General features: G+C 67.1%; 19 protein-coding genes. 14 read left to right on the top strand and 5 right to left on the bottom strand.

Features of this window, described 5'->3' with window-relative positions:
• Positions 1-88: 88 nt before the first annotated feature.
• Positions 89-2,332: a mechanosensitive ion channel family protein gene (locus MLG_RS10465; protein WP_011629798.1), complete on the top strand. Its 2,244-nt coding sequence runs from the start codon at positions 89-91 to the stop codon at positions 2,330-2,332.
• Here MLG_RS10465 and MLG_RS10460 read toward each other — a convergent pair.
• Positions 2,276-3,604 carry an MFS transporter gene (locus MLG_RS10460; protein ID WP_011629797.1) on the bottom strand — a complete coding sequence of 443 codons (1,329 nt, stop codon included), beginning with the start codon at positions 3,602-3,604 and terminating at the stop codon, positions 2,276-2,278. The two genes, MLG_RS10465 and MLG_RS10460, sit on opposite strands and share 57 nt — an antisense overlap.
• Before the next feature lie 90 nt (positions 3,605-3,694).
• Positions 3,695-4,075, bottom strand: a complete 381-nt coding sequence (locus MLG_RS10455; protein ID WP_011629796.1) for a hypothetical protein — start codon at positions 4,073-4,075, stop codon at positions 3,695-3,697.
• Positions 4,076-4,320: 245 nt separating this feature from the next.
• Here MLG_RS10455 and MLG_RS10450 point away from each other — a divergent pair, with 245 nt between their 5' ends.
• Both MLG_RS10450 and MLG_RS10445 read left to right on the top strand, forming a co-directional pair.
• A complete protein-coding gene (locus tag MLG_RS10450; protein WP_011629795.1) occupies positions 4,321-5,421 on the top strand; it encodes an alcohol dehydrogenase family protein in 1,101 nt (366 codons plus the stop codon).
• Complete coding sequence (locus tag MLG_RS10445; RefSeq protein WP_011629794.1) at positions 5,411-6,508, top strand: proline racemase family protein; 1,098 nt, start codon at positions 5,411-5,413, stop codon at positions 6,506-6,508. Before MLG_RS10450 ends, MLG_RS10445 begins: the two co-directional genes overlap by 11 nt.
• On the opposite strand, the gene MLG_RS10440 is transcribed toward MLG_RS10445, so the two are convergent.
• Complete coding sequence (locus MLG_RS10440) at positions 6,484-6,858, bottom strand: hypothetical protein (RefSeq protein ID WP_011629793.1); 375 nt, start codon at positions 6,856-6,858, stop codon at positions 6,484-6,486. The genes MLG_RS10445 and MLG_RS10440 overlap by 25 nt on opposite strands.
• A 169-nt stretch (positions 6,859-7,027) precedes the next feature.
• Here MLG_RS10440 and MLG_RS14895 point away from each other — a divergent pair, with 169 nt between their 5' ends.
• Positions 7,028-8,485: a DUF294 nucleotidyltransferase-like domain-containing protein gene (locus MLG_RS14895; RefSeq protein WP_011629792.1), complete on the top strand. Its 1,458-nt coding sequence runs from the start codon at positions 7,028-7,030 to the stop codon at positions 8,483-8,485.
• Positions 8,486-8,500: 15 nt separating this feature from the next.
• Here the strand turns inward: MLG_RS14895 and MLG_RS10430 are convergent, their stop codons facing one another.
• A complete protein-coding gene (locus MLG_RS10430) occupies positions 8,501-8,752 on the bottom strand; it encodes a hypothetical protein (protein WP_011629791.1) in 252 nt (83 codons plus the stop codon).
• A gap of 219 nt (positions 8,753-8,971) precedes the next feature.
• On the opposite strand from MLG_RS10430, the gene MLG_RS10425 reads away from it, so the two are divergent.
• The 6 genes from MLG_RS10425 (at position 8,972) to MLG_RS10400 (ending at position 17,170) form a co-directional block, all read left to right on the top strand.
• Positions 8,972-9,394 carry a response regulator transcription factor gene (locus MLG_RS10425; protein WP_011629790.1) on the top strand — a complete coding sequence of 141 codons (423 nt, stop codon included), beginning with the start codon at positions 8,972-8,974 and terminating at the stop codon, positions 9,392-9,394.
• A complete protein-coding gene (locus MLG_RS10420; protein ID WP_011629789.1) occupies positions 9,394-11,538 on the top strand; it encodes a 3'-5' exonuclease in 2,145 nt (714 codons plus the stop codon). Before MLG_RS10425 ends, MLG_RS10420 begins: the two co-directional genes overlap by 1 nt.
• Before the next feature lie 182 nt (positions 11,539-11,720).
• Positions 11,721-13,661: a DUF294 nucleotidyltransferase-like domain-containing protein gene (locus MLG_RS10415; protein WP_049753566.1), complete on the top strand. Its 1,941-nt coding sequence runs from the start codon at positions 11,721-11,723 to the stop codon at positions 13,659-13,661.
• 67 nt (positions 13,662-13,728) lie between these two features.
• Positions 13,729-14,004: a DUF4212 domain-containing protein gene (locus MLG_RS10410; RefSeq protein WP_011629787.1), complete on the top strand. Its 276-nt coding sequence runs from the start codon at positions 13,729-13,731 to the stop codon at positions 14,002-14,004.
• A gap of 12 nt (positions 14,005-14,016) precedes the next feature.
• Positions 14,017-15,798 (top strand): sodium:solute symporter family protein, encoded by a 1,782-nt coding sequence (locus MLG_RS10405; RefSeq protein WP_011629786.1) that lies wholly within the window; start codon positions 14,017-14,019, stop codon positions 15,796-15,798.
• A gap of 343 nt (positions 15,799-16,141) precedes the next feature.
• Entirely contained in the window at positions 16,142-17,170 is a 1,029-nt protein-coding gene (locus MLG_RS10400; protein ID WP_049753565.1) for a DUF294 nucleotidyltransferase-like domain-containing protein, read from the top strand.
• Between the two features lie 52 nt (positions 17,171-17,222).
• Here the strand turns inward: MLG_RS10400 and MLG_RS10395 are convergent, their stop codons facing one another.
• The gene (locus MLG_RS10395) at positions 17,223-18,320 is read right to left on the bottom strand and encodes a histone deacetylase family protein (RefSeq protein ID WP_011629784.1); all 1,098 of its coding nucleotides are present in this window, start codon (positions 18,318-18,320) and stop codon (positions 17,223-17,225) included.
• A gap of 190 nt (positions 18,321-18,510) precedes the next feature.
• Here MLG_RS10395 and MLG_RS10390 point away from each other — a divergent pair, with 190 nt between their 5' ends.
• The 4 genes from MLG_RS10390 to cydB all read left to right on the top strand — a co-directional run bounded on the left by MLG_RS10390 (position 18,511) and on the right by cydB (position 23,739).
• Complete coding sequence (locus MLG_RS10390; protein ID WP_011629783.1) at positions 18,511-20,112, top strand: gamma-glutamyltransferase family protein; 1,602 nt, start codon at positions 18,511-18,513, stop codon at positions 20,110-20,112.
• Positions 20,109-20,930, top strand: a complete 822-nt coding sequence (locus MLG_RS10385; RefSeq protein WP_011629782.1) for a sulfite exporter TauE/SafE family protein — start codon at positions 20,109-20,111, stop codon at positions 20,928-20,930. Before MLG_RS10390 ends, MLG_RS10385 begins: the two co-directional genes overlap by 4 nt.
• Positions 20,931-21,317: 387 nt before the next feature.
• Entirely contained in the window at positions 21,318-22,730 is a 1,413-nt protein-coding gene (locus MLG_RS10380) for a cytochrome ubiquinol oxidase subunit I (RefSeq protein ID WP_011629781.1), read from the top strand.
• 7 nt (positions 22,731-22,737) lie between these two features.
• Positions 22,738-23,739, top strand: a complete 1,002-nt coding sequence (cydB, locus tag MLG_RS10375) for a cytochrome d ubiquinol oxidase subunit II (protein WP_011629780.1) — start codon at positions 22,738-22,740, stop codon at positions 23,737-23,739.
• Positions 23,740-23,930 lie beyond the last annotated feature (191 nt).

Genomic DNA, 23,930 nt, shown 5'->3' with positions numbered 1-23,930 from the left:
CCGCTCCGCCCGATAAGCCGAAGACGCCCCAAGGAGACGGGTGCGTTAGACTGCTGGCAATCACCGCTGCCGCTCAGATGTCCCGCCCATGCCGGAATGCCGCCGTCTCCTGTCTCTGTTTCTGGTCCTGCTGACCCTGCTGCTGGGGGCGGCAACGGCGCCCGTATCGGTGGCCGGCGGTCAGGAACCTGAGCAGCGGGAGTCGGCGCTGGAGTCGCTGGACGACGTCATCCAGACCCTGGAGGACGGGGAGCAGCGGGATCTGCTGCTGCAGGACCTGCGTCGGCTGCGGGCGGTGTTGGGCGAGGACCAGGACCTTTTGGACGCTCCTGGCCGGCAGGGTGTCCTCGGGGTGCTGGGGGAGGGGCTGAGCGAACTGCGGGAGATGGCACAGGCGGGGGAGGCGCCCATCGAGTCCTGGTCCGAGCGCTTCGAGGCGGCGCGCGATGACCTGGGCCGGTTGTTCGCCGAGGCCGGGTCCGGAGCGGTGGGGCAGTTTCTGTTGGATGCCGGGGTTTTGCTCGCCCTCTGGGTGTTCACCCTGTTCCTGCTCATGGGCTTGGCCCGATTGCTCGACCGGCGGCAGGACTGGCCACTGCGTCTGCCCAATGAGGCCCGCGTCTTTCTCCTGGTGGTGCATTTCACCCGGCGGGTGCTGCCCTGGGCGCTGGCCTTCGCGCTGATCCTGGGCCTCAACCAGTTCCTGCCGACCTCACCCGGCCATGCGGCGGCGCTGGTGGTCGCCTACGTGGCGCTCCTCGGTCGTCTGCTGGCGCTGGCCGCGGAGACCGTATTCTCGCTCTACACCCGCGGTCACCGCCGGGTGGCGGTGCGCATCCTGCGTGAGCGTTCCCTGGGCCTGCTGTCGGCTATCGGTGTCCTGGTCGCCCTGGCCGATGCCCTGGACAGCCAGCGGGTGGCCGGATTCCTGGGGCCGGAACTGGCCGAGCTGATCTCGTTGCTGGCCAGCCTGGCGGCAGCGATTCTGGCGGGGGCATTCGTGGTCTGGTTCAAACGGCCGGTGCGCCACCTGCTGGTCAACCGCCCCTACTCGCAGCGTCACCATTGGAGCACCGCCGACGACGTGTTGCGGCTGCTGGGCAATGTCTGGCACATCCCGGCGCTGGTGCTGGTTGGCGCCTCAGTGCTGGCGGTGCTGATGGAGGCCGGCGATCCCGGGGCCGCGGTGACCCGGGCAATGATCAGCGCCGCCCTCCTGGTGCTTACGTTGGTCGTGACCCGCCTGCTCCGACGCCAGGGCGAGCGGCGGATGACCCGGCGTCGGATGACCCTCTACCGGGAGCGCCTGGAGCGGTTTGGGCACACCCTGCTGCATCTGGTCATCTGGGTGGCGTTCGTCGAACTGACCCTGCAGGTCTGGGGTGGCACCCTGGTGGGTCTGGGCGGCAAGGGCGTCGCGGCGCAACTGGGCCAGACCGTGCTCGCCGTGGTGGTCACGGTATTGCTTGCCTGGCTGGTCTGGATCCTGGCCGATACCGCCATCCAGCGGGCGCTGACCTCCACGGCGCGGGCCCGCGGCCGGCGGGTGAACGTGGCGCGGGTGCAGACGGTCACCCCCATGCTACGTAACATCCTGTTCAGCCTGATCCTGGTGCTGACCGGTATCGCGGTGCTGGCCAATCTCGGGGTCAACGTGACGCCGCTGCTCGCCGGGGCCGGTGTGGTGGGCCTTGCCCTGGGCTTTGGCGCCCAGAAGCTGGTCCAGGACGTGATCACCGGGATCTTCATCCTCATCGAGGATTCACTGGCGGTGGACGACTTCGTGGAGATCGAGGGCCATATGGGCACCGTCGAGGGGCTCACCCTGCGCACCGTGCGTCTGCGTGATCTGGACGGTGTCCTGCACATCATCACCTTCAGCCAGATCCAGGCCATCCACAACATGTCCCGTCAGTTCGGTATCGCCTTGATCCGGGTCCGGGTGCCGCCGGTGATGGGTGTCGACGACACCATCGCCCTGCTGCGCGAGGTGGCCGCTGACTTGCGCCGGGACAGCTTCCTGGGCTTCCGGGTCTGGTCGGGTCTGGAGGTCCAGGGGGTGGAGCGCTTCGACGAGGGGGGCGCGATCCTCCGGGTGCGTATGCGCACGGCCCCGGAGTGGCAGTGGGACGTGGCGCGGGGCTTCAACCTGCGGCTCAAGCGGTTGATGGAGGAGCGGGGCATCGATGTGGCCGCGCCCCGGCTCAGCGTGCGCATGGAGAGCGACAGCGGTGGGCCCTGCGGTGACGATGGCCCCGGGGCACGGGGGCCGACCTCAGGTGACCTCGGGCAGGCGGGCGGACAGCCAAGCCCCGGCGATCCCCATCCCTGACAGGATGAGGATGACGCCGGAGACCGGTATCACCGCCGTCAGCAATCCGACCCCCCCCATCAGCAGGAGCACCACCCCGATCACCGTATTACTGACCGCCACGTAATCGGTGCGTTTGTCCCCACCCGCCAGGTCCACCACGTAGGTCTTCCGGCCCAGCCGCACGCCGGCGTGGGCGATGGCCAGCAGGAAGAAGAACAGCGGGTACAGCCAGGCGCTGCCCGCCAGTGGCGGCAGCGCCTGGACCAGCAGGACCAGTCCCAGGCCCACCATCCCCGCGCCGGCCCCGGCGACCACCATCACCCGCCGGCTGGAGGTGTCGGCGAACCGGCCCCAGAAGGGGGCGGAGACCAGGCTCGCCAGGCCATCTGCGATGACAAACAGGCCCAGGACCAGCGCCGCGCCCCCGGTCTGCTCATGGGCCAGCATGATGATAAAGGGGGCGGTGAGCGCCGAGCAGAGCAGCAGGGCGCGGGCGATGACAAAGCGCCGGAAGGGCTCGTCGGTGCGCAACCGGTCCAGGCGCTGGACGGCCTCGGTGAAGGCATTGCCGCCGCCGGAGGTGGCCCCGGGGTACTCACGAATCGCGCCATAGCCGGCCGCCGCCAGCAGCCAGAGCAGGGCCGCCCCGCCGAGCAGCAACAGATAGATGCCGGTCTCGCCAGGGCTGCCCCCTCCCAGCAGCAACAGGGCGCCCACGCCGATGGTCACCAGGCCGGCCGCGGAGGCGGACCAGCCGTTGACCTGGCCGCGCCGGGTCTTGGGCACGGTCTTACCGAGCACGTCTTTGGAGGCCACAGAGCAGAGCCCGCGGGCTAGGCTGAACAGTACCAGTGCGCCGATCAACGCGGTGCCCGCGGCGGCGCCCTCCAGGCCCACCGCGATCAGGGCCATGGCCAGTACCGCCACCGCCTGCAGGATACAACCGACGACGAAGGCCCATTGGCGTCGCGCCAGGCGCCGCACGTAGCTGGCGATGAACAGTTGCGGGATCAGCGAGCCGGACTCGCGGATGGGCACCAGCAGGGCGGTGAAAAAGCCCGGGGCCGAGAGCGCGCTGAGCAGCCAGGCGAGCACCGTCTTCGGGTTGGCCACCGCATCACCCAGCTTGGTGAAGAAATGGCTGAGGATCTGCAGGAAAAAGTTGCCCGGCACCACCTGACAGGCTTCGTCACTGATGTCGCGGCAGACCCGCGCATCCTCCTCGTCCACCAGCGTCCGGTAGGCCTTGTCCAGTGTCGGATTGGCATACCAGTGATGATCCGCCGCCATAGCCACTCCCTGACTGTGCTGAAAAGGGGATTATGGCGGTTTTCGCTAACGGGAGACAGGGGCGGGCCGGGGTGTCCCCCGGCCCGTGGATCAGGCGGCTTGGCGTGCGGGCTCGTGGCGCAGCGCCTGGGAGAGGCCTTCGGAAGTGTGCCGGTTCAGAATCTGTACGTGCTCCAGGTAGAGCGCATGCAGGCGGGCCTGGACCTTGGCCGCGCCCAGGACCTCGTCCTGCCAGCGGCGCAAGGCCTGCTCCTGGGCGTGTAACAGGGCCTGCGGCTCGTCCCCGGTGGTCACGGGCAGGCCCTGGCGTGCCAGTTCGATGACTTGGGTGTGCTGCCGCTGGGCGCTGTCCAGCTGCTCCAGCATCAACCGCTCGAGGTAGACCAGGGTGAGCCCGGTCAGTGCCTTCAGCGGGCTGACCAGCAGCCGCTGCAATGGCATGGCGTAGGGGTTGAGAGCTGACGTATTCATGGTGTCGGCACTCCGATGAGCGTGTGGCCGCAGTGAACGCACTGCAAGCTGAATGCTACATCAGGTTCTGTTGCGTTGCAACATAACATGAATTGGTCAGACCGCAATAGGCTGTAAAACCCCGCCCACGGGTCCTAGAATCAGGGGCAATCGCGAGGCAGACAGCGCAGGAGGCGGTGGCTGGCGCCGCCGGTCCCCTGCTGTAGAAGGGCGATCATTGGTCGAGCAGGGAGGACTCCGTATCTATGGCGAAGAAGACAATGCACGCCGTGCAACTGACCCGCCACGGTGATTTGGATGCCCTGGTCTATCGCGACGATGTGCCGCGCCCGGAACCGGCGAGGGGCGAGGTGCTGATCGAGGTCAGTGCCTGCGGCATGAACAACACCGACGTCTGGGTGCGGCAGGGGGCCTACGGCACCGAGACCGATCCGGACAGTGTCTCCACCTGGCGCCGGGGCCGCTCGACCCTGACCTTTCCGCGCATCCAGGGCACCGATATCGTCGGCACCGTCGTGGCCGTAGGCGAGGGCGTGCCCGAGGCCCGCATCGGTGAGCGGGTCATGGTGGACTTCAGCCTCTATAACCGGGCGGATGACAGCCTCGCCGATATCGACTACATCGGCCACGGCCGTGACGGGGGCTATGCCGAGTACACTGCGGTGCCCTCGGAGAACGCCCACGTGGTGGATACCGATATGAGCGACGCCGAACTGGCGACCTTCTGCTGTGCCTATCTGACCGGCGAGCACATGCTGGAACGGGCCCGGGTGCAGGCGGGGGAGCGGGTGCTGGTGACCGGTGCCTCCGGCGGCGTGGGCTCCGGCATCATACAGCTGTGCCGGGCGCGGGGCGCCATCCCCTACGCCGTGACCAGCCGGGACAAGGCAGAGGCGGTGCGCGGGATTGGTGCCGAAGCGGTCATCCCCCGTGAGAGTGGCGATCTGGTGACGGCGGTGGACCAGGCCACCGAAGGCCGGCCCATCGACGTGGTGGCCGATCTGGTGGCCGGCCCGCTGTTCAACGACCTGCTGCGGGTGCTGCGTCCGGAGGGCCGGTATACCACGGCCGGCGCCATCGCGGGGCCCGTGGTGCAGTTGGATCTGCGGACGCTCTATCTCAAGCATCTGCAACTGCACGGCTCCTCCCAGGGCACCCGCGGGGATTTTCGGCGCCTGGTCGGCTATATCGAGAGGGGGCAGGTGCGGGCGCTGCTGTACAACACCTACCGGCTCTCCGATTTCCATCGTGCGCAGCGGGATTTCATGGAAAAGTCCTATATCGGCAAGCTGGTGGTGGTGCCTGATCGAAAATGGGACGAGGTGGGCCGCCCCCATGCGCGCTAAAGCCAGCCTGCGCCAGCTTCGTCTGGTGGATGTGGACGTGGGCGGGGATGTGCACCGGGTGGTGATGGGCGGGGTGGCCCCCTGCCCGGGGCCCACGGTGCGCGACAGCATGGACTATCTGGAGTCGCGCGCCGACGGCCTGCGCCGGTTGCTGATCAGCGAGCCCTTCGGTTACGACTCCATGTGCGTCGACCTGGTCATGCCCGCCTGCCTGCCGGAGGCGCAGCTGGGCTACGTCATCATGGAGGTCATGGGGTACCCCTTTTACTCCGGTTCCAACACCATCGCCACCGCGGCCGCGGTGCTGGAGGCGGGCCTGGTCCCCATGGAGGAGGGCGAGCAGTCGCTCTGCCTGGAGGCGCCGGCGGGCCTGACCCGGGTGCGCACGCGCAATCGTGACGGGGTCGTGGAGTCGGTGACCGCGCAGGGCTCGCCGGCCTTCATCCAGGCCAGGGATGAGTCCGTGACTGTGCCGGGTCTGGGGACGGTGCGCTACGACCTGGCCTGGAGCGGGGGTTATTACATCATGGTGGATGCGGCCAGTCTGGGGCATCGGGTGGCGGAGGCGGAGATCAACGCCATGATCCTGACTGCCGATCGCATCGTCAACGCCGTGCAGCGTGAATTCCGTTATCAGCACCCGGAACTGGGGGCCGTGGGGCTGCCCCGGTTCCTGCATTTCATGGGCCCCGTAGAGCGACGCGCCGACGGCAGATTGTGGGCCGCCTCCGCCACCTATGGCCATCCGGGGGTGATATGGCGCTGTCCCACCGGCACCGGGACCTCGGCCCGACTCGCGCTGATGGCGGCCCGGGGGGAGATTACGCCGGGTGTGCCCCTGGAGACGGTCTCGCCCGCCGGCAACGCCTTCACCGGCGTGATCAACGGCTTCTCCAGCGTGGGCGGGCACCAGGCGGTGGACACGGCCATCACCGCACGACCCTACCCCGTGGCGAACATGGATATGACCATCGATATCGACGCCCCCATGATGCGGCCCTACCAGCTACACCACATCCTAATCACCCCCGGTAATGCCCTGACCGCCGCCGGGCGCTGCGATCAGAATCGCCGGTCGTCGTCCTGATCGTCCCACTCCTGGGGCGGGTCGATGCGCGGCGGTCCCGCCCGCCGCTGGGAGATGATCTGCCAGGCCACGTGCGCGATGGCGATGAGAAAGGCCGGCAGAAACAGCAGGATCAGCACCGGAGTGCCGCCGATCACAAAGAGGGTGCCCAGCGGTGAGGTCTGGATCAGAATCAGCACCAGCGCCAGGATGAACCAGCGGGCGGCGAAGGTGCCGCAGTGGTCGCGACACCAAGCCGCCCGCGCCAGCCGGTCCGTGTCCCGGGGCAGGCGGGCCAGGTGCCAGTGGGCGAACCAGAAGGCCAGCAGCCACTGGCCCGCGGAGTGCGGTTCTCGGGGTCGTTGTGACATGGGTGAGGTGCTCGGTTAGCGAAGCCTGGTGGGAGTGTACCGGATGCGGTCCCAATGGGCCTAAGCCGGAAACCGCGGGGCCCTCCGCCGGGGCAGACGGTACCGGGCGCCCGTGCCAGACTGGAGGGCACGGGGGGTTATCGCGGGCCGGGCGGAATAAGGAGGGAACGTGGCTGGGTATTCGGAGCTCTTCCTGCGCACTGCCAAGGACGCCATGCGTCCGGCCGTGGTGGTCTGTGACCGTACCACCCCCTGCGAAAAGGTCATTGCGCGGCTCGCGGAGACGGGAAGCAATTGCGCCGTGATCACCCGCGGCGGGGGGCGGGTGGTCGGGCAGTTGAGTGGCCGCGACGTGGCCCATCGCGTGGCCTTCAGGGTGGCGCCGGAGACGCCGGTAAGTGAGGTGCTGACCGGGCCGGTGCGGGTGGCGCGGCACGATGAGCGGTTGTACCGCCTGGTGGGGGTGATGCGTGTCACCCGTGCGCAATACCTGCCGGTGGTGGACGATGCCGGGCGGGTGATTGGCCTGTTGTCCCGGGCCGACGCCCTGGGTGCGGGATTGCCCCGCTACCTCGAGCGCCTGGACCGGTTCGCCCAGTCGGCGACGGTATCCGGCCTGCGCGCCATCCGGCAGGCCCAGTCCGACCTGGCCGGCGACCTGCTGGCGGACAGGCTGGATGCCCCCGAGATCCAGGCCCTGCTGTCCGGAATCAACGAGGACATCTACCGCCAGCTCACTGCCAACGCCGTGGAGGGTCTGGCGCTGGATGGCTGGGGGCGGCCGCCGGCGGCCTTCGCGGTCATGGTGATGGGCTCGGGAGGCCGGCGTGAGAGCTTCCTCGGGCCGGATCAGGACAATGGCCTGATCATCGCCGACTACCCGGACGCCGAGCACACCGCGGTGGATGCCTATTTCGCGGAGTTCGCCGCCCGGCTCAACCGGGATCTGGACCAGGTGGGGATCCCCTACTGCCAGGGGCACGTCATGGCCCGCAACCCACTCTGGCGGAAGAGCCACAGCCAGTGGCTGGCACAACTCGACTACTGGATGCGCAGCCGCCGTCCCCAGGTACTGCTCAACGCCAGTGTGTTGCTGGACTTTCGGGTGGTCTGCGGGGACGTTGCCCTCGGGCAGTCGCTGCGCCGCCTGATGGTGGAGCGGGTGGGCGGCTCACCGGGATTCATGCGGGCGTTGATGCTGGCCGACTCGCCGAAAGAGGTGGGGCTGGGGTGGTTTGACCGCTTGGTCACGGAGTCCGATGACTCGATCCACCAGGGCGAGATCAATCTCAAACGCCACGGCATCATGCCCATCGTCGAGGCGGTGCGCCTATATGCGTTGGCCCATGGGGTGGAGGCGACCGCCACCCGGGAGCGCATGAGGCGGCTCCATGAACTGGGGGCGCTGAACACCAATGACCTGGACGCGCTGACCCACGCCCATGGCTTCATGTGCCACCTGCTGCTCGCCCACCAGGTCCAGGAGGTGGCGGCGGGCCGCGCGCCCCGGCCGCACCTGCCGCCGGAGACCCTCACCCGCCGGGAACACGATCAGTTGGTCCGCAGCATGAAGACCTCCCAGGGGCTGCTCAGGCGTCTGCGTAAGACCCTGGTCGGCGATATCTGAAGGGGCGCAGGCGGCCTAGGGTTGCTGGCGCTCCGCCTGGCGCTTTTGCCGAACCATCAGGATGACCAGGCGAATGTTGTACGCCATGCCGATGGCGAAGGCCAGGAGCGCGGTAATGAGAAACAGCGGCATCAACATCGGGGTGTCGGTGAAATAGGCCAGCCACAGCGATAGCAGGCTGATGGCCCCGATAGGAACACCGATTTTCATCAGGATGCGTAGACCGCGATCCGGTGGTATAACACTGCGCTTCTTTTCCTGCACCATAGTGATTGCTCCGCGCGCCCGCGCCGCCTCAGTGGGCGACCAGAATAGGCAGTCACGCCCGCCTGATCAAGCGCTCGGGGTGGAGGGCTCGGCATGACGGCGGTAAGCCCGCTGTGCTATGTTTTCTGGAAAACTATAGCCAGAAACTATAGCGATAATCGCTGAACCAACGGGTTCCCCCAAGCAGGGCCCGGGCGGCGTAAGGTTTCGGGAGGAGCCATGGAGTCCCATTCCGTTCTCGTTGTCGACGATGAGCCCAACATTGTCCTCTCCCTGCGTTTTCTGATGCAGGCGGAGGGCTATCCGGTGCATGTGGCCTGCGACGGATGCCAGGCCCTGGAACTGGCGCGGGTCCATCGGCCCCGAGTGATCCTGCTCGACCTGATGCTGCCTGGTGAGGACGGCTACGAGGTCTGCCAGCGGTTACGCGAGGTGCCGGGGGGCCGGGATGCGGGCGTTATCATGCTCACGGCCCGTGGGCGCCAAACCGAGCGTGAGAAGGGCCTGGCGCTGGGCGCGGACGATTACGTGACCAAGCCATTCAGCACCCGGGATCTGCTCCGGCGGGTGGCGCACTACATGAAGGCCGGCCGCGATACACCGCTGGCCTCCGCACCGACGCCGATCGCCGGAAGTATGTAATGCGGCAGCGGCCCTTCGTCACCTGGGTCCTGACGGGCGCAGTTGCCGTCGCCGCCGCCATAGTGGTGCTCGCGGTCTACAGCGTCACGCCCAGCGAGCCGGGGGGCACCGATAACACCGCGCTGGTGGCCAGCCTCGGGGTACTTGGGGTGGTGGCCGTCGGGCTGGTCAGCTGGCTCTTGCTGGAGCGCCTGTTGATGCGGCCCTCCCGGAAGCTCAGCCGCGGGGTCCGGGCGCTGCTGGAATCCCGCCAGGCGAACCAGGAGATCATCCTCCCCCGGCGCCATGCCCTCGGGGACCTGCCGACCACGGTGGAGTCACTGGCCGATGCGTTGCGCAAGTCGCGGCGAGAGACCCGCAAGGCCATGCAATCGGCCACCGCCGAACTCTCCGAGCAGAAGACCTGGCTGGAGACCATCCTGCAGGGACTCAGCGAAGGGGTGCTGGTCTGCAACCGCCAGCACCAGATCATGCTCTACAACCGGGCGGCCGGGACTATCCTCGGACACCCGGAGGCCATCGGTCTCGGCCGCCCCCTGTTCAACGTGCTCTCCAGTCCGCCGGTGCAGCACACCCTGGAGCGCCTGGAGCGCCGCCACAAGGGCGATGTGGACCTGCCGACGGAACTCTCCGCCCCCTTCGTCTGCACCAGCGCCGATGCCCAGCGCATGTTCCATGGGCGCATGGCCTTGATTCAGAACAGCCAGGGCCAGATTACCGGTTATCTCATCACCCTGGTGGACATCTCCAGCGATCTCACCCGACTGGCCCAGGGTGACGCCGTGCGCCGGGCGCTCACCCGCGACCTGCGTGGCGTGGTGGGCAACCTGCGCGCCGCCGCGGAGACCGTGGCCAGCTATCCGGACATGAAGCCGGAGGAGCGCCAGTCGTTCGATGCCGTCATTCGCAGCGAGAGTGAGAAGCTGAGCGAGCAGATCGACGAGCTGGCCCACCAGATCCGGGGCTACAACCTGGGGCGGTGGCCCATGGCCGACGTCTTCGTGGGGGATCTGGTCAACTGCCTGCAGCAGCGGCTGATGGACCTCCCGGACGTCCGGTTGACCCTGGTGGGGCTGCCGCTCTGGGTCCATGGCGACAGCCTTTCACTGATGCTGGCGCTGGATTGCCTGGTGCGACAGGTGCATGACCATACCGGCGCGACGGCCTTCGATGTGGAGGCGTTGCTGGGCGATACCCGGGTGTACGTGGACATCAGCTGGCAGGGCGAGCCGATCACTACCGGCGAGCTGAACCGCTGGATGGCGATCCCCTGCGGCGGCGATGAGGTGGGCGGCCAGCACCTGGGGGATATCCTGGAGCGGCATGGCTGTGAGCCCTGGAGCCAGACGGGCAGGCGCGAGGGGCAGGCCTTGTTGCGCTTGCCGCTGATGATGTCCCGCCGGCCCCAGTTCATGGAGGAGGAGGAGCGGCTGCCGGCACGGCCCGAGTTCTACGACTTCGGGCTGATGCAGGAGTATGCCGGGGACGAGGCCCTGGCGGCCCGGCGGCTGGCCGACCTGAGTTTCGTGGTGTTCGATTGCGAGATGACCGGGCTGAACCCCGAGGGGGGCGATGAGATCATCTCCATCGCCGGGGTCCGGGTGGTGAACGGCCGGGTACTGACCGGTGAGACCTTTGACCGAATCATCAATCCGGGACGCCCCATCCCGCCTGGCTCCGTGCGCTTCCACGGCATCACCGACGACGATGTGCAGGACAAGCCGCCCATCGAGGTGGTGCTGCCCCAGTTTAAATCCTTCGTGGGGGACGCCGTCCTGGTGGCGCACAATGCCGCCTTCGATATGAAGTTCATCAGCATGAAGGAGCGCGAGGCCGGGGTGCGCTTCGATAATCCGGTGCTCGACACCCTGCTGCTCTCGGCCCTGCTGGACGGTGATGAGGAGGACCACTCGCTGGACGCGCTGTGCGACCGCTACGGCATTGCCATCACCGGCCGTCACACCGCTCTGGGCGATACCCTGGCCACCGCCGAGCTGCTGGTTCGTATCATTGAGCGGCTGGAGGCGCAGGGCTACCAGACGTTCGGCGAGGTGATGAAGGCCTCGCGGATGGCCGCGGAACTCCGCCACCGCTCCGCGGTCTTCAGTGCACAGGGCGAGGGGATGGAGTCCTCCCGCACCTGATCCCCGTTACCCTCCGTTACCTACCGTGGCAAGGGTTCGCGTCACCAACGGTGACAGCTTGTTACCTTGCGTGACACCGCCCGCTGCACCCCCGCGCCAAGCCGCTGATTGCTGGGCTCGCAATTTCTGGCATGACTTCTGCAAGTCTCCCTGCCGTACTTTCAGCGCGCAGTGGCATAAAGATGGGCGACGACCAACACAACAAGGCGGAGCAGGGCGCAGCGTCCGATCGGGGCGACGTGCGGGTCTTTCTTCGCCAGTATGCGCCCTTCGACGACATGACCGATGAGCACTTGGGCTATCTGGTGGACCGCTTGGCCATCCGTGTCTATGCCCGGGGCGAGGCGCTGACCCATCCCGACCGCGGCCCTGTCGACCGGCTGTTTATCATTCGTTCCGGCCGGGTGGGCGGGGAGTCGCCGCGGGGTGACGATCAAGAGGCGGGCAACGTCTGGGAATTGCGCGCGGGTGAGTGCTTCCCGGTGGGCGCCCTGGTGACCGGCAAGCCGGCGCGGACCATCCATCGCGCCCTGGAGGAGACCACCTGCCTCGAACTCGAGGAAGGCGACTTTACCCATTTGCTGCACGTGTCGGAGGAGTTTCATGCCTTCTGCACCCGGCGCCTCTCCACCATGCTGGACCAACTACTGGCCCAGTATCAGAGCCAGGAGGTGAAGGGGCTGGGCAACGGCGACACCTCGCTGGACATCCCGCTGGGCGAGCGGCTGCGGCGGGAACCGGTGACCTGCCGGGAGGAGACCACAATAAAAGAAGCGTTGCAGGCCATGGATACCCAGCGGGTGGGGAGCATTGTCGTCACCGATGACCGGCTTCGCCCACTGGGGGTCTTTACCCTGCACGACCTGCTGCGCCGGGTGGCCCTGCCCCAGGTGCCGCTCGATCGCCCCATGCGCGAGGTGATGACCTCCGACCCGGTATCCATGCCGCGGTCGGCCTTCGCCTTCGAGGCGGCCATGGTCATGGCGCAGCACGGCATCCACCACGTCTGTGTGGTGGAGCGGGGCCGCCTGCAGGGGGTGATCTCCGAGCGCGACCTGTTCACGCTGCAACGGGTGGGGTTGGTCAATCTCACCCGCAGCATCCGTCGGGCGGCCAGTGTCGAGGCCCTGGCGCCGCTGCAGGCGGACATCCACCGCCTGGTCGGGCAGATGATCGACCAGGGGGTCAAGGTCGCGCAGATCATGCAGATGATCACCCTGCTCAACGATCATATCGGTGAGCGCATCATCCAGCTCTGCCTGGCCGAGGCCGATGATGACGTCTCCGATATCGACTTTTGCTGGATCGCCTTCGGCAGCGAAGGGCGACAGGAACAGACCCTGAAAACCGACCAGGACAACGGCATCCTGTTCATGGTCGATGACGACGGCCCCGATGCCGACGCCATCCGTGCGCGGCTGGTGCCGGTCGCCCAGCGCATCAACCAGGCCCTGGACCGCTGCGGCTATCCCCTCTGCCCCGGCAACATCATGGCCGGCAACCCGGAGTGCTGCCTGTCGCTGGAGGAGTGGCAGCAGCGCTTCAAGCGCTGGATCGACCAGGGGACACCGGAGCACCTGCTCAAGGCCGCCATCTTTTTCGACTTCCGGGTCATCCACGGGCCCACCGGCGGGGCCGAGGGGCTTCGGACCTGGTTGCTGGAGCGGACTTCACGCAACAGCCGGTTCCGCAAGCAGATGGCGGCCAACGCCCTGCGCAACCGGCCCCCGCTGGGGGTGATCCGCGATTTCGTCACCCGAACCCACGGTGATCAGCGCAACGTCATCGACCTCAAGCTCAACGGCGTCACGCCCTTCGTGGACGCGGCGCGTATCTTTTCCCTGGCCCACCGGCTCCCGGCCACCAACACGGTGGACCGCCTGGAGCAGGCGGCCGAGGCCGGTGCCCTGGTCCGGGGGGATGTGGAGGCGTGGGTTATCGCCTACCACTATATTCAGGTGCTGCGCACCCGGCAGCACCAGGAGCAGGCAGCGGCCGGGAAGCCGCTCAGCAATCATGTTTCACCCAACGAACTCAATGAACTGGATAAAAAGATTCTCAAGGAGGCATTTCGCGAGGCGAGGAAACTACAATCAAAACTCACTTCGGAGTATCAACTGTAACGGCCGTAAGCACTGCAAAGGGAATTGCCGAATCATCCTTTAATCCTAGGAAAGAGGAGTGTCATCCATGTCTGATTCGGAAAATCAGGTGACAAAAGACAGAGGCGAATACTGGCGAAAGAACCTCAAGATCATTGGGGGTTGCCTGGTCGTCTGGGCGTTTGTCTCGCTGGTACTCGGCGTGTTGCTCGCCGACTGGCTGAATAACTTCAGCATCGGCGGCTATCCGCTCGGGTTCTGGTTCGCGCAGCAAGGCTCGATCTACGTGTTCCTCGTGATCATCTTCTTCTATGCCTGGCGCATGAACAAACTGGATCGCGAATACGACGTCTACGAAGACTGAGGCTATAGAACAATGGAAGGATCTCAACAGATACTCAACCTGACCGTGGTGGGTCTCACCTTCGCGCTCTACATCGGTATCGCGATCTGGGCCCGCACCGGTAGCACCAGCGAGTTCTACGTGGCCGGCAAGGGGGTCAACCCCGTCGCCAACGGCATGGCCACGGCCGCTGACTGGATGTCCGCCGCCAGCTTCATCTCCATGGCCGGCCTGATTGCCTTCCTGGGCTTTACGGGTGGCGCCTTCCTGATGGGCTGGACCGGTGGCTACGTGTTGATGGCCCTGCTGCTGGCCCCCTACCTGCGTAAGTTCGGTAAGTTCACGGTGCCCGAGTTCATCGGCGACCGGTTCTACTCGAAGACGGCGCGGGTGATTGCGGTCATCTGCCTGCTGGCCATCTCCATCACCTACGTTATCGGCCAGATGCGCGGCGTCGGTATCGCCTTCTCCAACATCCTGGAGGTGCCGCTGACCGTGGGCCTGATCTCCGGCATGGTGGTGGTGTTCATCTACGCTGTGTTCGGCGGTATGAAGGGTATCACCTATACCCAGATCGCCCAGTACTGCGTGATGATCTTCGCCTACACCGTCCCGGCGGTCTTCATCGCCATCGCCATCACCGGCGTGCCGATCCCGCAGATCGGTCTCGGCAGCACCCTCGCCGGCTCCGACACCTATCTGTTGGAGGCGCTGGACCAGACCCTGGTGGACTTGGGCTTTGCGGCCTACTCGGCCACCGAGGGCGGCTTCAACATGCTCAACATGTTCCTGCTGACCATCTCCCTGATGATCGGTACCGCAGGTCTGCCGCACGTGATCATCCGGTTCTTCACCGTGCCGCGTATCCGCGACGCGCGTAAGTCCGCCGGCTGGTCCCTGGTCTTTATCGCCCTGCTCTACACCACCGCCCCGGCTGTGGGTGCCATGGCGATGTGGAACCTGCTCGACACCGTGCTGGTGGACCGCCACAGCATCGGTGAGGCTGAGGCCCACACCCGGTATGAGGACCTGCCCGACTGGATGTACCGCTGGGAGCAGACCGGTCTGCTGCAGTGGGAGGACAAGAACAACGACGGCCGTATCCAGTACTACAACGACGGCAATGCGGAGTTCGACCAGATGGCCCGCGAGCAGTGGGGCTGGGAAGGCTCGGAGATCACCAACCTGGACCGTGACATCATCGTGCTGGCCAACCCGGAGATCGCCGGTCTGCCGACCTGGGTGATCGCCCTGGTGGCGGCGGGTGGTATCGCGGCGGCGCTGTCCACCGCGGCCGGTCTGCTATTGGCCATCTCCTCGGCGGTTTCGCACGACTTGCTCAAAGGCGTGTTCAAACCCGATATCAGCGAGAAGAACGAGATGCTCGCGGCCCGTATCTCCATGGCCGTCGCCATTATCTTCGCGGGGTATCTGGGCTTGAACCCACCAGGCTTCGCGGCCGAGGTGGTGGCGCTGGCCTTCGGTCTCGCCGCGGCCAGCCTCTTCCCGACCCTGATGATGGGCATCTTCTACCGGAAGATGAACCGCGAAGGGGCCATCGCCGGCATGCTGGCGGGTCTGATCGTGACCCTGGGTTACGTCTTCACCTACAAGGGCTTCCTGTTCTTCCCGCAGCTGGCCCTGCTGCCGGACACCGCCGAGTACTGGCTGTTCGGTATCAACCCGGCCGCATTCGGTGTGATCGGCGCCGTGGCGAACGGCATTGTCTCCTTCGCCGTGGCGAAGATGACCGCGCCGCCGCCGGCCGAGATCCAGAAGCTGGTGGAGAGCGTGCGTGTGCCGCGCGCCGACTGATCGCTAACTTCTGCGATTGGGTTGCCGCACCCCCCGGGTGCGGCAACCACCCGACTGAACGCTTAAGCCCGCCATCCGGCGGGCTTTTTTTATGAGCGGCGGGCGGACCACCGGGGGGGCTGGGCGCCGTCCTGTGCCGATTCGGGGTGGTACGCAGCGCCGTGGGGCCATAGCGGAAGCCCCTGAAAGGTGAGTAAGCTGCAGCCCAGGGGCGCTGCCGGGCAGTGCCGTGTTCAGGGAGGTGGGTGTTGTGGATGAGACGCAGGACCAAGGGGCTCCGGGCGCCAGTGAATCAGGTGCCGGTAGCGGGGCAACGGCAGGGACCGGTGCGGAGGGCACGGGTTTGGGGCGGGCTCTGGAGCAGGCATCGGACCTGGCGGCCATCCAGGCCGTTGCGGGCCGCTTCCCCGAGGGTCAGGCCGCGCTGCAGCGCTCCGGCAGGGACGCGGTGACCCAGGCCCGGATCGTCAGCGGTTGGGTGGACGCCCTGACCCGGCGGTTGATTGTCCTCGCGGAGGCGGAAATGGGGACGCCGGCGCCGGGGCCGTGGGCCTGGCTCGCGTGCGGCTCCCAGGGGCGGGGTGAGCAGACCGTGCACACGGATCAGGATAATGCCCTGGTCTATGGGGATGATCTCCCGCCGGGGGCCGACGACTGGTACCGGCGCCTGGCGGGGCGGGTGACGGAAGGGCTGGCGGCCTGTGGCTTGCCGCATTGCCCGGGCGGCGTCAGTCCGGCGAATGGTGATTGGCGGCGCAGCGTCGGCAGTTGGCGGCGGGCGCTGCTCACAGTCATTGAGGCCCCGGGACGCAAGGCGGTGATGCTGGCCACCCATTACCTGGATCTGCGGGTGGTGGCCGGCGATCCGGCCCTGTTTGAGCCCGTACGCCGGGAGGCCTTGGAGCGGGCGGCGAGCAACCGCCGGTTCCTCGCCCGGCTGAGCGATGGGGCGACGCGGCCGCGCCCACCGTGGCATGGCCTGGGGCGGGTCTGGACCCCCTGGTGGGGTGCGAATGCGGGCCGGGTGGATCTGAAACAGGGCGGGCTGCTGCCGTTGGTGCAGTTGGCCCGGGTCTATGCCGTGCGCGCGGGCCTGCCCGCCCACCATACCCTGGAGCGCCTGCAGCAGGCCGCCGGGGCGGGCACGCTGGACCGCGGTGAGGCCGGCGCGCTGATACAGGGCTACCAGGTTGTCGCCGGTATCCGCGCCCGCCTGCACGCCGAGGCCATCGACGCCGGCCGCCCGCTGCACAACCAGGTCCCGGTGGCGGCACTGAGCCGGGGGGAGTACGCGGCGTTGCGCGCCGCCTTTCGCAGTATCCTGCGCCGCCAGCGCGCATTGCGCCGGGCCGTGGTGCGCGAGGGGCTATAGCCCCCGGGGTGCGCGTGGTGGAATCCGCCTACGGGGTAGCCCCGCCCGGCCTTCAGGGCGCCTGGAAGGCATCCCGGTGGAAGGCGATGGCCTGTTCCAGCTCTTCCATTCCGGCCGCCTGCAGGGGTTCGAGTTCGGCGCCGGCCAGCACCTCCAGCACGGTCCGTACCCCCCGGGACAGCGCCTCCAGGTTGTAGCCCCCTTCCAGCACGAAGGCCAGCCGCCCCTGGGCGTGCCTTGTGGCGATCTCCTGCAGCACTGCGGTCAAGGCGGCGAAGCCCTCGTAACTCATATTCAGGGCCTGGTCCAGCCGGTGGGGGTCGAAGCCGGCCGAGACCAGCACCAGGTCGGGCTGGAACCAGTCAGCGGCGGGGACGAGGATTTCGTGGAAGGCCCGCAGGAGCGCGGCATCACCGGCCCCGGGCGGTAACGGGACGTTGACCGTGGTGCCTTCCCCCAGGCCGTGACCGACCTCCTCCAGTCGGCCCGAGCCCGGGTAGAAGGGCGAGGCCCGGTGGGTGTCGAAAAAGAGCACATCCGGGTCGGCGCGGAAGATGTCCTGGGTGCCGTTGCCGTGGTGGACGTCCCAGTCCACGATCAGCACCCGCTGGCAGCCCAGTGCCGCTTGGGCGTGGGCGGCCGCCACGGCGACATTGTTGAACAGGCAAAAACCGCGGGCGCGCACCGCCTCGGCGTGGTGCCCCGGGGGGCGCACCAGGGCGAAGGCGGCCTCAGCGTCACCCTGTACCACCGCCTCCACCGCGGCAATGGCGGTGCCGGCCGCCACCTCGGCGGCGTCCACACTGCCCGGGCAGACCGCAGTGGTGTCCACATCCAGCCAGGCGTGCTTGCCGCGCAGGGCGTAGATGGTCTCCAGATAGGAGAGGGTATGCACCCGGCCCAGTTCTGCCGGGGTGGCGGCCCGGCCAGTGCGGAAGGTCACCCCGGGGACCGGCTCGCGGACCAGCAGGTCCATGATGGCGGTAAGGCGCCCTGGATGCTCCGGGTAGTTCCACTGGATGGTGAGCCCGTCCAGCATGCGCTTGACCCGGGTGGCCAGGCGGCCCGGCTGATACGCATCCTGCACGTCCGGCCGGTGCTCCAGCATTCGGGCATCGTGGAAGGCGATGACGCGGCGGTCCCCAATCACTTCGGGCTCCTTCGGCCGATGGTCATTCGATCATAGTCGATTCCAGAGGTGCGGTCGCGGCCTGGGGGGCAAGCCGCGCTCTCCTGCGTAAAAATGCGCTACCGTGAGTGCTTGACCACGACCCCGGACCGGCTTGTTGATAACCGTTGCATGTGCGGGTGAGCCGGGCCATCGATTGGAGGCGACGGCGATGCTTGCCAATGACACGCCGCTGAGGGCGGCGGTGAGTGCACCCCATCATCTGGCGGCCGAGGCGGGCGCCGGCGTGCTGCGGGAAGGGGGGAATGCCATCGAGGCCATGGTGGCCGCTGCCGCAGCGATTGCGGTGGTCTATCCGCACATGAACGGCCTGGGGGGCGACAGCTTCTGGTTGTTGCGCGAGCCGGGCAGGGCGCCCCTGGGTATCGAGGCCTGTGGCCCGGCGGCGGTCGGTGCGACACCCGCCTGGTACCGCGACCGGGGGCTGACGGTCATCCCTAGCCGCGGAGGGGCGGCCGCCAACACCGTCGCCGGCACGGTGGCCGGCTGGCAGGTGGCGCTGGCGCTTAGTCGTTCGCAGTGGTCGGGGCGCCTGCCCCTGCACCGGCTCCTGGCGCCCGCCGTGGCGCATGCGCGAGAGGGGTACCCGATGACCCATAGCCAGGCCGAGGCCACCCGGGACAAGCATCCGGAGCTGGGGCCGCAGCCGGGGTTTGATGCCCAGTACTTGCCCGGCGGGGCCTTTCCCGTCCCGGGCGAGACGTTCCGCCAGCCGGAGCTGGCCAGCACCCTGGAACGCCTGGCGGCGGTCGGCCTGGCGGACTTCTATTCCGGCGAGCTGGCACAGGCGCTGGGTGAGGGCCTCGCCGAGGCGGGCAGTCCGATACGGGCCCCGGACCTGGCGGGCTATGCCGCCCGCCGGGTGGCACCGCTGAACATGAGGCACAGCCTGGGCACCCTGTGGAACATGCCGCCACCCACTCAGGGGTTGGCCTCGTTGATGATCCTCGGAGTCTTTGACCGGCTGCAGCGGCGCCACCCGGTAGCGGCGGAGAGCGCAGAGTGGTTGCACGCCATGGTGGAGGCAGTCAAGCAGGCCTTCCTGGTGCGGGACCGCGTTGTCACCGATCCCGCCTATCTGCCGGAGGATCCAGCGCAGTGGCTGAAGCCGGAGGCGCTGGACGCCTTGGCGGATCGGGTGGACTGGAGCCGCGCCCTGGCCTGGCCGCAGCCGGCCTCCCCGGGGGACACCGTATGGCTGGGGGCCATCGACGCCGAGGGTCGCTGTGTCAGCTTCATCCAGAGCCTGTTTCATGAGTTCGGCAGCGGGGTGGTCGTCCCCGACACCGGCGTGATCTGGCAGAACCGGGGCTGCAGCTTCTCGCTCGCGCCCGATGCCCTGAATGACCTCAAGCCGGGCCGCCGTCCCTTCCATACCCTGAACCCGGCCCTGGCGGTTCTGGATGACGGCCGTACCCTGGTATACGGCACCATGGGGGGGGAGGGCCAACCGCAGACCCAGGCGGCGGTGTTCACCCGGGTGGCCCTCTACGGCCAATCACCGGAGCAGGCGGTGGCCTCGCCGCGCTGGCTGTTGGGCAGGACCTGGGGGGCCGGGACGGACACGCTGAAGCTGGAAGCGGATTTCCCGCCGGAGTTGGTGGAAGCGCTGCGGGGCCGTGGCCACGACGTGGAGGTGGTGCCGCCCCGCAACAGTGCGATGGGCCACGCCGGCCTCCTGGTGCGTGACCGGGCGGGCCATGTCCGGGCGGCATCCGATCCGCGTAGCGATGGAGGCGTGGCGGGGCTATGACCGCACCGGAGTTGGCATTGCTTGCGGCGGGGTTGCTGGGCACTGGGGTGGTGGCCGGTATCATGGCCGGTCTCTTGGGGGTCGGGGGCGGCATCGTTATCGTGCCGGTGCTCTTCTACGTGTTCACCCTGTTGGAGGTCGACCCGGCGGTGCAGATGCACCTGGCGGTGGGGACCTCTTTGGCGGTGGTGGTCCCCACCTCCCTGCGCTCGGCCATCAGCCACCACCGCAACGGCACAGTGGACGTGGCCTTGCTCAGGGAACTGTGGCCGACGCTGTTGCTCGGCGTGGTGCTCGGCATCCTGCTGAGCGCCCGGGTGTCCGGTGCGGTCCTCACTGGGGTGTTCGGCTTCGTGGGGCTGCTGGTGGCCCTCAACATGGCCCGGGCCGCACCGCCGCCGCACCTGGCGGAGCGGGCCCCCGGACCCTGGGTCCGGGGCGCCATTGGCGGCTTTGTGGGCACGGTCTCCACCATGATGGGCATCGGCGGGGGTACCCTGAGCGTGCCCATCTTCCAGGCGCTGCGCTTCCCCATGCACCGATCGGTGGGGACGGCCGCGGCCATTGGTTGCATCATCTCCATCCCGGGGGTGATCGGCTTTCTCTGGGCCGGGATGGGGGTGCCGGAGCGGCCGCCGTTCAGCGTGGGTTATGTCAGTCTGCTGGGGTTCCTGTTGATCGCCCCGACCACCGTGCTCTGTGCCCCTTACGGCGTGAGACTGGCCATGCATCTCAATACCGTGCAGCTCAGAAGGGCCTTCGCCCTGTTCCTCCTGATCACCGCGCTTCTCATGCTGCACCGGACCTTCTCCGGTTGACGCTCCGGTTGGATAACAGAGCGATACGCTGAGTCTCTGTCGTTAGTGGCAGTCGCACTGCGTCCGATTGTCGCAGGAGGGGGGCGTGCGGAGGCCGGGGCAGACTATGATAGTCAGTGCTGGCAGTAGGCAGGCCGTTTGTTATCCATGGTTCGGGAGTTTAGTGATCATGTCAGATATGACAGCCATATGACACACATGGCTGTCATATCCCACAGGTCGATCGGGTCAAACGGCCACCCGGTGGCCGGGCGGTCCTTTGTAAGGCCATGATCCCGAAACGGAATCAGGCATCGCTTTCAGGCGGCTGCACGGTGGCATGGCACTTGCTGAAGCTGCAGACGAACAGCTCGCTGCAGCATCGCAGTTTTGCAACGGAGGTCGATAATGGAGCTGGATCCGGTTTTCCTGTCCCGACTACAGTTCGGGTTCGTGGTGTCCTTCCACGCCATATTCCCGGTGTTCACCATCGGGTTGGCATCGTACATCGCTGCCCTGGAGGGGCTGCTGTACCGCACCGGCAACCCCGTGTACGAGCGCTTGGCCAAGTTCTGGACCCAGGTCTTTGCCGTGGTCTTCGGTATGGGCGTGGTTTCGGGTATCGTCATGTCGTTCCAGTTCGGCACGAACTGGAGCGCGTTCTCATACGCCTCGGCCAATTTCCTTGGGCCTATCCTCAGCTACGAGGTGATCACGGCCTTCTTCCTCGAGGCGGTGTTCCTGGGCATCCTGCTTTTCGGGCGTAATAAAGTGCCCCGGGGCACACACCTTTTCGCGGCCTGCATGGTGGCCATCGGGACGTTTATCTCATCCTTCTGGATCCTCTCGGCCAATAGCTGGATGCAAACCCCGGCGGGCGTTGAGCTTCAGGGCGGGGTGTTCCAGATAACGTCCTGGATGGAGGCGATCTTCAATCCTTCCTTCTGGCCGCGTTTCTTCCACATGGCATTGGCCTCCTTCCTGACTGCCGGTTTCGTGGTCGCGGGGGTGAGTGCCTGGTATCTGCTCCGCGACCGCGCGGTGGTGGAGTCGCGCAAGGCGCTGGGCATGACCCTGGTGCTGCTCGCCATCGTTGCGCCGGCTCAGCTGGTGGTAGGTGACATCCATGGCCTGAACACCTTCGAGCATCAGCCGGAGAAGGTGGCCGCCATGGAGGGCACCTGGGAGACCCAGTCGGGTGCGCCGTTGCTGCTTTTCGCCATCCCGAGCATGGAGCAGGAGCGCAACTTCATGGAGATCGGCATCCCCTACGGTGCCAGCCTGATCCTGACCCACTCCCTGGATGGCGAGGTGCACGGCCTGAAGGATTGGGCACCGGAGGACCGGCCCAATATGCCCATCGTCTTCTGGGCCTTCCGCATCATGGTGGGCATCGGCCTGCTGATGATCGTGATGGCGCTGGTGGGCGCCTGGAAGCAGTGGCGTGGCACCCTGTGGGAGTCTGAGAAGCTGCTGCGCGGCTTTTCCTGGATGATCCCCGCGCCCTTCCTGGCGGTGCTGTCCGGCTGGTTTGTCACCGAGGTCGGGCGCATGCCCTGGGTGGTGCACGGCATCATGCGGTATGAGGAGGCGGTCTCGCCCTCGCTTACCGGGGGGATGGCCCTGTTCTCGCTCATCGGCTACGTGGCGGTCTACGCCGTGGTCTTCAGTGCGGGCGTCTATTACGTCACCCGAGTGGTGCGCAAGGGTCCGGAAGCGATTGAGGTGGAGACACCCAGCGAAGGGGGTCACCCCAAGCGGCCGATGTCCGCCGCCGGTACCACTTTTGATGATGAGATGCCGCAGCCCAGCGGGAGGTAACAACACCATGGAATTGATTGATCTGACTCTGGTCTGGATTGCCATTATCGGGCTGGGCGTGTTCATGTACGTCCTGCTCGACGGCTTCGACCTGGGCGTGGGGATTCTCTATCCCTTCGCCCCCGGCGAGGAGGAGCGTGACCTGATGATGGACTCGGTGGCCCCGGTGTGGGACGGCAACGAGACCTGGCTGGTGCTGGGTGGTGCCGGCCTGCTGGGCGCCTTCCCGCTGGTCTACTCGGTCTTTCTGCCGGCGCTCTACATCGGTGTCTTCCTGCTTCTGGCGGGCTTGATCTTCCGCGGGGTGGCGTTCGAGTTCCGGGCCAAGGCGAACCGTTCCCGGCCCTTCTGGAACTGGGCCTTCACCCTGGGTTCCGGGGTGGCCTCCTTCGCCCAGGGCGCCGTGGTCGGGGCCTACATCCAGGGTTTCGAGACCGAAGGCTTCACCTATGTGGGCGGTCCGCTGGACTGGCTGACGCCGTTCGTCGTGATGACCGGTCTCGGCGTGGTGGCCGGCTACGCGCTGTTGGGCGCCACCTGGCTGATCATGAAGACCGAGGGGGAGCTGCAGGACTGGGCACGCCGGGTCGCCAGCCGTACGCTCCTGGCCGTGTTGGCCTTCTTCGTCATCGTCAGCCTGTGGACCCCGTTGGCCCATGCCGAGGTCATGAGCCGGTGGCTGGATAACCTGAACTGGTTGTGGCTCTTCCCGGTGGTGACGCTGCTGGTCAGCTACTGGTTGTGGCGGGCCTTGCAGCAGCGCCAGGAGGGGACGCCCTTCGTTGCCGCCATGGCCCTGTTTGCCACCTTCTACGTGGGTCTGCTGATCAGCATGTGGCCCTACGCGGTGCCGCCGCACCACACCTTCTGGGATGCCTCGTCCAGCCCGGATGCCCAGCTCTTCCTGCTGGTGGGCATGCTCCTCTTGCTGCCCGTGGTCATGGGGTATACCGCCTGGACCTACTGGGTCTTCCGCGGCAAGGTGCGCCCTGGCGAGGGTTATCACTGAGGCCGAAGGAGGGGGTAATGGGCTATCATGGGGCCATGAGTGACGATCCTCGTGGCCCCTGTGCCCGCAACGCCCCCGATCAATGCATCCTGCGGGATGCCGAGGTGGAACCCTGCCCGCTCAAGGAAGAGGGTGAGTGCCGGCTACCGGAGCAGGTGGGCACGGCAGGGGGCACCGGGCGCTGGCAGCCC

Source organism: Alkalilimnicola ehrlichii MLHE-1 (assembly GCF_000014785.1).
GTDB classification, from domain to species: Bacteria; Pseudomonadota; Gammaproteobacteria; order Nitrococcales; family Halorhodospiraceae; genus Alkalilimnicola; species Alkalilimnicola ehrlichii.
The sequence above is the reverse complement of the archived record's forward strand: the minus strand, read 5'-3'. Positions and strand labels throughout refer to the sequence as shown.

Bases quoted from the DNA above. Each gene is read 5' to 3' on its own strand.
- MLG_RS10465 (WP_011629798.1), top strand. From the start codon at position 89: ATGCCGGAATGCCGCCGTCTCCTGTCTCTGTTTCTGGTCCTGCTGACC.
- MLG_RS10460 (WP_011629797.1), bottom strand. From the start codon at position 3,604: ATGGCGGCGGATCATCACTGGTATGCCAATCCGACACTGGACAAGGCC.
- MLG_RS10455 (WP_011629796.1), bottom strand. From the start codon at position 4,075: ATGAATACGTCAGCTCTCAACCCCTACGCCATGCCATTGCAGCGGCTG.
- MLG_RS10450 (WP_011629795.1), top strand. From the start codon at position 4,321: ATGGCGAAGAAGACAATGCACGCCGTGCAACTGACCCGCCACGGTGAT.
- MLG_RS10445 (WP_011629794.1), top strand. From the start codon at position 5,411: ATGCGCGCTAAAGCCAGCCTGCGCCAGCTTCGTCTGGTGGATGTGGAC.
- MLG_RS10440 (WP_011629793.1), bottom strand. From the start codon at position 6,858: ATGTCACAACGACCCCGAGAACCGCACTCCGCGGGCCAGTGGCTGCTG.
- MLG_RS10430 (WP_011629791.1), bottom strand. From the start codon at position 8,752: ATGGTGCAGGAAAAGAAGCGCAGTGTTATACCACCGGATCGCGGTCTA.
- MLG_RS10425 (WP_011629790.1), top strand. From the start codon at position 8,972: ATGGAGTCCCATTCCGTTCTCGTTGTCGACGATGAGCCCAACATTGTC.
- MLG_RS10420 (WP_011629789.1), top strand. From the start codon at position 9,394: ATGCGGCAGCGGCCCTTCGTCACCTGGGTCCTGACGGGCGCAGTTGCC.
- MLG_RS10415 (WP_049753566.1), top strand. From the start codon at position 11,721: ATGGGCGACGACCAACACAACAAGGCGGAGCAGGGCGCAGCGTCCGAT.
- MLG_RS10410 (WP_011629787.1), top strand. From the start codon at position 13,729: ATGTCTGATTCGGAAAATCAGGTGACAAAAGACAGAGGCGAATACTGG.
- MLG_RS10405 (WP_011629786.1), top strand. From the start codon at position 14,017: ATGGAAGGATCTCAACAGATACTCAACCTGACCGTGGTGGGTCTCACC.
- MLG_RS10390 (WP_011629783.1), top strand. From the start codon at position 18,511: ATGCTTGCCAATGACACGCCGCTGAGGGCGGCGGTGAGTGCACCCCAT.
- MLG_RS10385 (WP_011629782.1), top strand. From the start codon at position 20,109: ATGACCGCACCGGAGTTGGCATTGCTTGCGGCGGGGTTGCTGGGCACT.
- MLG_RS10380 (WP_011629781.1), top strand. From the start codon at position 21,318: ATGGAGCTGGATCCGGTTTTCCTGTCCCGACTACAGTTCGGGTTCGTG.
- cydB (WP_011629780.1), top strand. From the start codon at position 22,738: ATGGAATTGATTGATCTGACTCTGGTCTGGATTGCCATTATCGGGCTG.